Source organism: Pseudomonas sp., from assembly GCF_041601375.1.
Classification (GTDB): Bacteria; Pseudomonadota; Gammaproteobacteria; order Pseudomonadales; family Pseudomonadaceae; genus Aquipseudomonas.
On record NZ_JBFIIG010000264.1, the window covers coordinates 1 to 4,476 of the forward strand.

General features: G+C 62.6%; 3 protein-coding genes and 2 pseudogenes. 3 read left to right on the plus strand and 2 right to left on the minus strand.

Going from position 1 to position 4,476, the window contains the following annotated elements:
* Positions 1-210: pseudogene (locus ABZE94_RS20625) on the plus strand (alpha/beta hydrolase); the annotation flags it as partial.
* Between the two features lie 32 nt (positions 211-242).
* Here the strand turns inward: ABZE94_RS20625 and fnr are convergent.
* Positions 243-947, minus strand: coding sequence for a fumarate/nitrate reduction transcriptional regulator Fnr (gene fnr / locus ABZE94_RS20630; RefSeq protein ID WP_372877977.1), 705 nt, complete (start codon positions 945-947; stop codon positions 243-245).
* A gap of 346 nt (positions 948-1,293) precedes the next feature.
* On the opposite strand from fnr, the gene cfa reads away from it, so the two are divergent.
* Together cfa and groL are read left to right on the plus strand one after the other, a co-directional pair.
* Positions 1,294-2,466, plus strand: a complete 1,173-nt coding sequence (cfa, locus tag ABZE94_RS20635; protein ID WP_372877979.1) for a cyclopropane fatty acyl phospholipid synthase — start codon at positions 1,294-1,296, stop codon at positions 2,464-2,466.
* Positions 2,467-2,513: 47 nt separating this feature from the next.
* Positions 2,514-4,130 carry a chaperonin GroEL gene (groL, locus tag ABZE94_RS20640; RefSeq protein ID WP_372877980.1) on the plus strand — a complete coding sequence of 539 codons (1,617 nt, stop codon included), beginning with the start codon at positions 2,514-2,516 and terminating at the stop codon, positions 4,128-4,130.
* A 13-nt stretch (positions 4,131-4,143) separates the two neighbouring features.
* On the opposite strand, the pseudogene ABZE94_RS20645 reads toward groL, so the two are convergent.
* A pseudogene (locus tag ABZE94_RS20645) lies at positions 4,144-4,476 on the minus strand (poly-gamma-glutamate biosynthesis protein); the annotation flags it as partial.

Below are 4,476 nucleotides of genomic sequence, written 5' to 3' on the forward strand. Positions count from 1 at the left end.
GCCGAGGTGGCGGCGCCAACCCTGCAAATCGTTGGCAGCGCGGATCTGCCGGTGTTGCGCATGAACCGCGAGGTCAGCCAGCAGCTGCAGTGCGAGCAGCGGTTGGCGGTGGTACCCGGGGCCACTCACCTGTTCGAGGAGCCGGATGCTCTGGAGCAAGTGGCTATGTTGGCCGGCGACTGGTTCTGCCGCCACCTGCGCGACCTGTAAGCCACGACTCCACGACTGTCGCGAGTACGCGTTCAGCCGGCTTGCTGCTGGACCTCGATTCTACCGAGCCGATTCAGCGCCGCTGGGTGCTTGAGGCGTAACTCGCGGCCGCTGATTTCCAGCAGACCCTGCTGCCGCAAGCGGCTGAACAACCGGCTGACCGTCTCGGTGGTCAGCCCCAGGTAATTGCCGATTTCGCCGCGACTCATCGACAGGATGAAACTGGTCGCCGACAGGCTGCGCCTGCTGTAGCGAGCCGAGAGGTTGAGCAGGAATACCGCCAGGCGTTGTTCGGCGCTTTCCCGGTTGTGGCTGTAATGCTGCTGCTCTTCATGCAGCTCGCGGCTCAGGGTTACCAGCAGTCGCTTTCTCAGGCTGGGGATATGCCCCGCCAGCTCTTCCAGCTCGGCAAGCGGAATGGTGCATACCAACGAAGTTTCCAGGGCCTCGGCATAGCTGGGGAAACTGCTGCTGCCAAAGGCATCCAGGCCGACCAGTTCGCCCGGCAGAATGAAGCCGGTGATCTGCTGGTTACCGTCTTGATCCAGCAGGTAGGTTTTCAATGCGCCCGAGCGCAGCGCATAGACCTGCCGCATGGGCTCGCCGGCACGAAAAAGATGCTCGCCTTTGTGCAGCGGACGATTGCGTTTGACGATGTTTTCCAGCAGGTCGACTTCACCATGCTGCAAGCAAGCTGGCAGGCACAGTCGGCTGAGTGTGCAGTCATGGCAATTCATCTGAATTTTGATTGAGGGGCTAAAGGCACTGTGAAAATCATGGGCAGACATGATCGGCTATTCCTTTATTTCTAAAAATACAGCGATATAAATCAATTACTAAGGATTTCTAATTTTCTCAAACAGGTTTTTTGTCAGGTATTTGACTATCTTATCTTAGAGGAATGCAGAAGCCATGAAGGGGCTTCTGCCGAAATCAGACCAAAGGTCGCGAACGGGATCGCAGCGTTTGATGCAGTCATTGCCTGTCGAGGATCACTCCAGGCCGCGGTGGTTGCGAGCACGCTGCGGCGCAGCGATTTCAGCGATGGAGGGGGTTGCTGAGCGAACGTCGTGAGGGCGAGTCATGATTCAGAACAAGCTGCCGCTGCACCCGGAGGAGATTGCGCTGTCAGGCAGCGACAGTCTTCAGGCCAGGGACAGGGTCGAAAGGTTGTTGGACCGTGCGGGAATCGTCCTCAACGGTAACCAGCCTTGGGACATGCAGGTGCTCGACCCGCGTGCCTACTCGCGCATTCTGTCCCAGGGCAGCCTGGGGCTCGGCGAAACCTATATGGATGGCTGGTGGGAGTGCGAACAGCTCGACGAGTTCATCCACCGGGCGTTACGCGCCAATCTCGAAGCGCAACTGCGCGTCAGCTGGTACGAAGCCTGGCAACTGTTGCGCGGCCTGCTGGCCAATCTGCAGTCGAAGGCCCGCGCCTTCATGGTCGGCGAACAGCACTATGACCTGGGCAACCTGCTCTACCAGTGCATGCTCGATTCACGTATGACCTATACCTGCGGCTATTGGCGCAACGCCGCCGATCTCGAGCAGGCGCAGGCCAACAAGCTCGATCTGGTCTGCCGCAAGATCGGTCTGCAGCCTGGCGACCGGGTGCTGGATATCGGTTGTGGCTGGGGCAGTTTCGCCGAGTTCGCCGCGCGCAAATACGCGGCTGAGGTGGTCGGCATCACCATTTCCCGCGAGCAGGCCGAGTTGGCCCGGGTGCGCTGTAGCGGGTTGCCCGTGGAGATCCGCCTGCAGGATTACCGCGACCTGCACGAGAGCTTCGACCATATCGTCTCGCTCGGCATGTTCGAACACGTCGGCTGGAAGAACTACCGCACCTACATGCAGGTCGTGCAGCGCTGTCTGCGCGACAAGGGCCTGTTCCTGCTGCACAGCATCGGCGCCAACCAGAGCGGCCTGCACAGCGATGCCTGGATCGACCGGCACATCTTCCCCAATGGCGGCCTGCCGTCGATCGCGCAGATCGGCAAGGCCATCGAACCCGACTGGGTGATGGAGGACTGGCATAATTTTGGCGCCGATTACGACCTCACCCTGATGGCCTGGTATGCCAATTTCGAGCGGCACTGGGCCGAACTGGCGTTGCACTACGACCAGCGCTTCTACCGCATGTGGCGCTATTACCTGCTGACCTGCGCCGGCGCCTTCCGCGCGCGCGATATCCAGCTCTGGCAGATCGTCTTGTCCAAGGGCGGAGTGGCGGATGGTTATCGCTCGTTGCGCTGAAGGGCGGCCGACTGGCTTCCCATGGCACGAATTCCGAGGGCCCCTGCATGGCACATACGAAACTTCTGTTCCGCGGCAGTGCCCGAGAGAAGGTGCTGCAGGGGGCGAACCAATTGGCGGATGCGATCCGGGTGACCCTCGGGCCGAAATCCAAGTCGGTGCTGATCCAGAAAAAGTGGGGCACACCGCAGGTCTGCAACGATGGCGTGACCATTGCCAAGCAGGTGAATCTGGAGGATCCCGAAGAGAACCTCGGCGTGCAGATGCTGCGCCAGGCCGCCGAGCGCACCGGCGAGGCGGTGGGCGATGGCACCAGCACCTCGACGCTGCTGGCCCATGCGATCTTCGCCGACGGGGTGCGCAATGTGGTTGCCGGCGCTAGCGCCATCGATATCAAACGCGGCCTGGATCGCGGCCTGCAGGTGGTGATCGGCTCGCTGCGCGCTCAATCCAAACCGGTGCGCACGCGCAAGGAGAAGGCCCAGGTGGCGACCATCTCCGCGCACAACGACGGCACCATCGGCGAGCTGGTCGCCGATGCCCTGGAGAAGGTCGGCAGCGAAGGGGTGATCAGCGTCGAGGAATCGAAGACCACCGAGACCGTGGTGGAGGTGGTCGAGGGCATGCGTTTCGACCGAGGTTATGTCTCGCCGTACTTCATCACCGACACCGACAAGATGCAGGTGGAGCTGGAAGAGCCCTACCTGTTGCTCTGCGACCAGAAGATCGGCCTGCTCAAGGACCTGATCCCGCTACTCGAACAGGTCGCCAAGAGCGGCCGGCCGCTGGCCTTCATCGCCGAGGACATCGAAGGCGAGGCGCTGGCGACCCTGATCGTCAACCAGATCCGCGGCATCCTCCGCGCCGTGGCGGTCAAGGCGCCGGGTTTCGGCGACCGGCGCAAGGAGATGCTCCAGGACATCGCCATCCTAACCGACGGTACGGTGATTTCCAGCGAGCTGGGCATTCGCCTCGAACAGGTCGAACTCAGTCAACTCGGCCGCGCCCGGCGGGTGGTGGTCGACAAGGAGAGCACCACCCTGATCGGCGGCGCCGGCGAGCGCGAGGCGATCGAGCGGCGCCTGCAACAGATCCGCAAGCAGATCGAGATGGCCAGCAGCGACTACGACAAGGAGAAGCTCCAGGAGCGCCTGGCCAAGCTCTCCGGCGGGGTGGCGGTGATCCGCGTCGGCGCACCCACCGAAGCCGAGATGAAAACCCGCAAGGACGCTCTCGACGACGCCATCTCGGCGACCAAGGCGGCGATTGCCGAGGGCATAGTCCCCGGCGGCGGCCTGGCGTTATTGCGTGCGGTGCCGCTGCTCGCCGACGAGGAAGCGAAAAGCGAGGGCGACGAGCGCACCGGCCTGCAGATCCTGCGCCGCGCCCTGGAGGCGCCGGCGCGGATCATCGCCGAAAATTCGGCGGTGGATGCCGGTGTGGTGGTGGCGCGCATGCTTGCGGAAAAGGCCAATGTCGGCTTCGACGCTGCGACCAACAGCTACGTCGACATGTACCAGGCCGGCATCATCGATCCGACCAAGGTGGTGCGGGTGGCCCTGGAAAACGCCGTGTCCGTGGCCAGTGTGCTGCTGTTGACCGAAGCCACCCTGACCGAGCTCCCCGAGCAGGAACCCCCCGTGGAGCCGCCATTTCCGACCTGATCGGCTGGCGGTTTCAGTGTGAGGTGGGCCAGACCAGGGCGAAGCTGCTCTCGCTGGTGGGGCGAACCGTGCAGGCGAATTGCGCCGACTCGCGTTGCAAGGTGTCCTGCAGCCATTGCCGATCCGCGCCTTTGGCTCGGTGGATGCTCAGCTGGCGCTGGCGGGTGGGTAGCAGTTCCAGCGCCGACAGGCGGCCGTCGTAGGTCAGGTCGGCAAAATACAGCAGACCCAGCTCGCCGCGGTAGGCCGCATGCCCATCGATACCCTCGTAGTCGTTCAGCAGGTCGCCACAGCCATAGATGATCAGGCGCTGGCGATAGACTTCCAGGCCCTTGATATGGTGCGA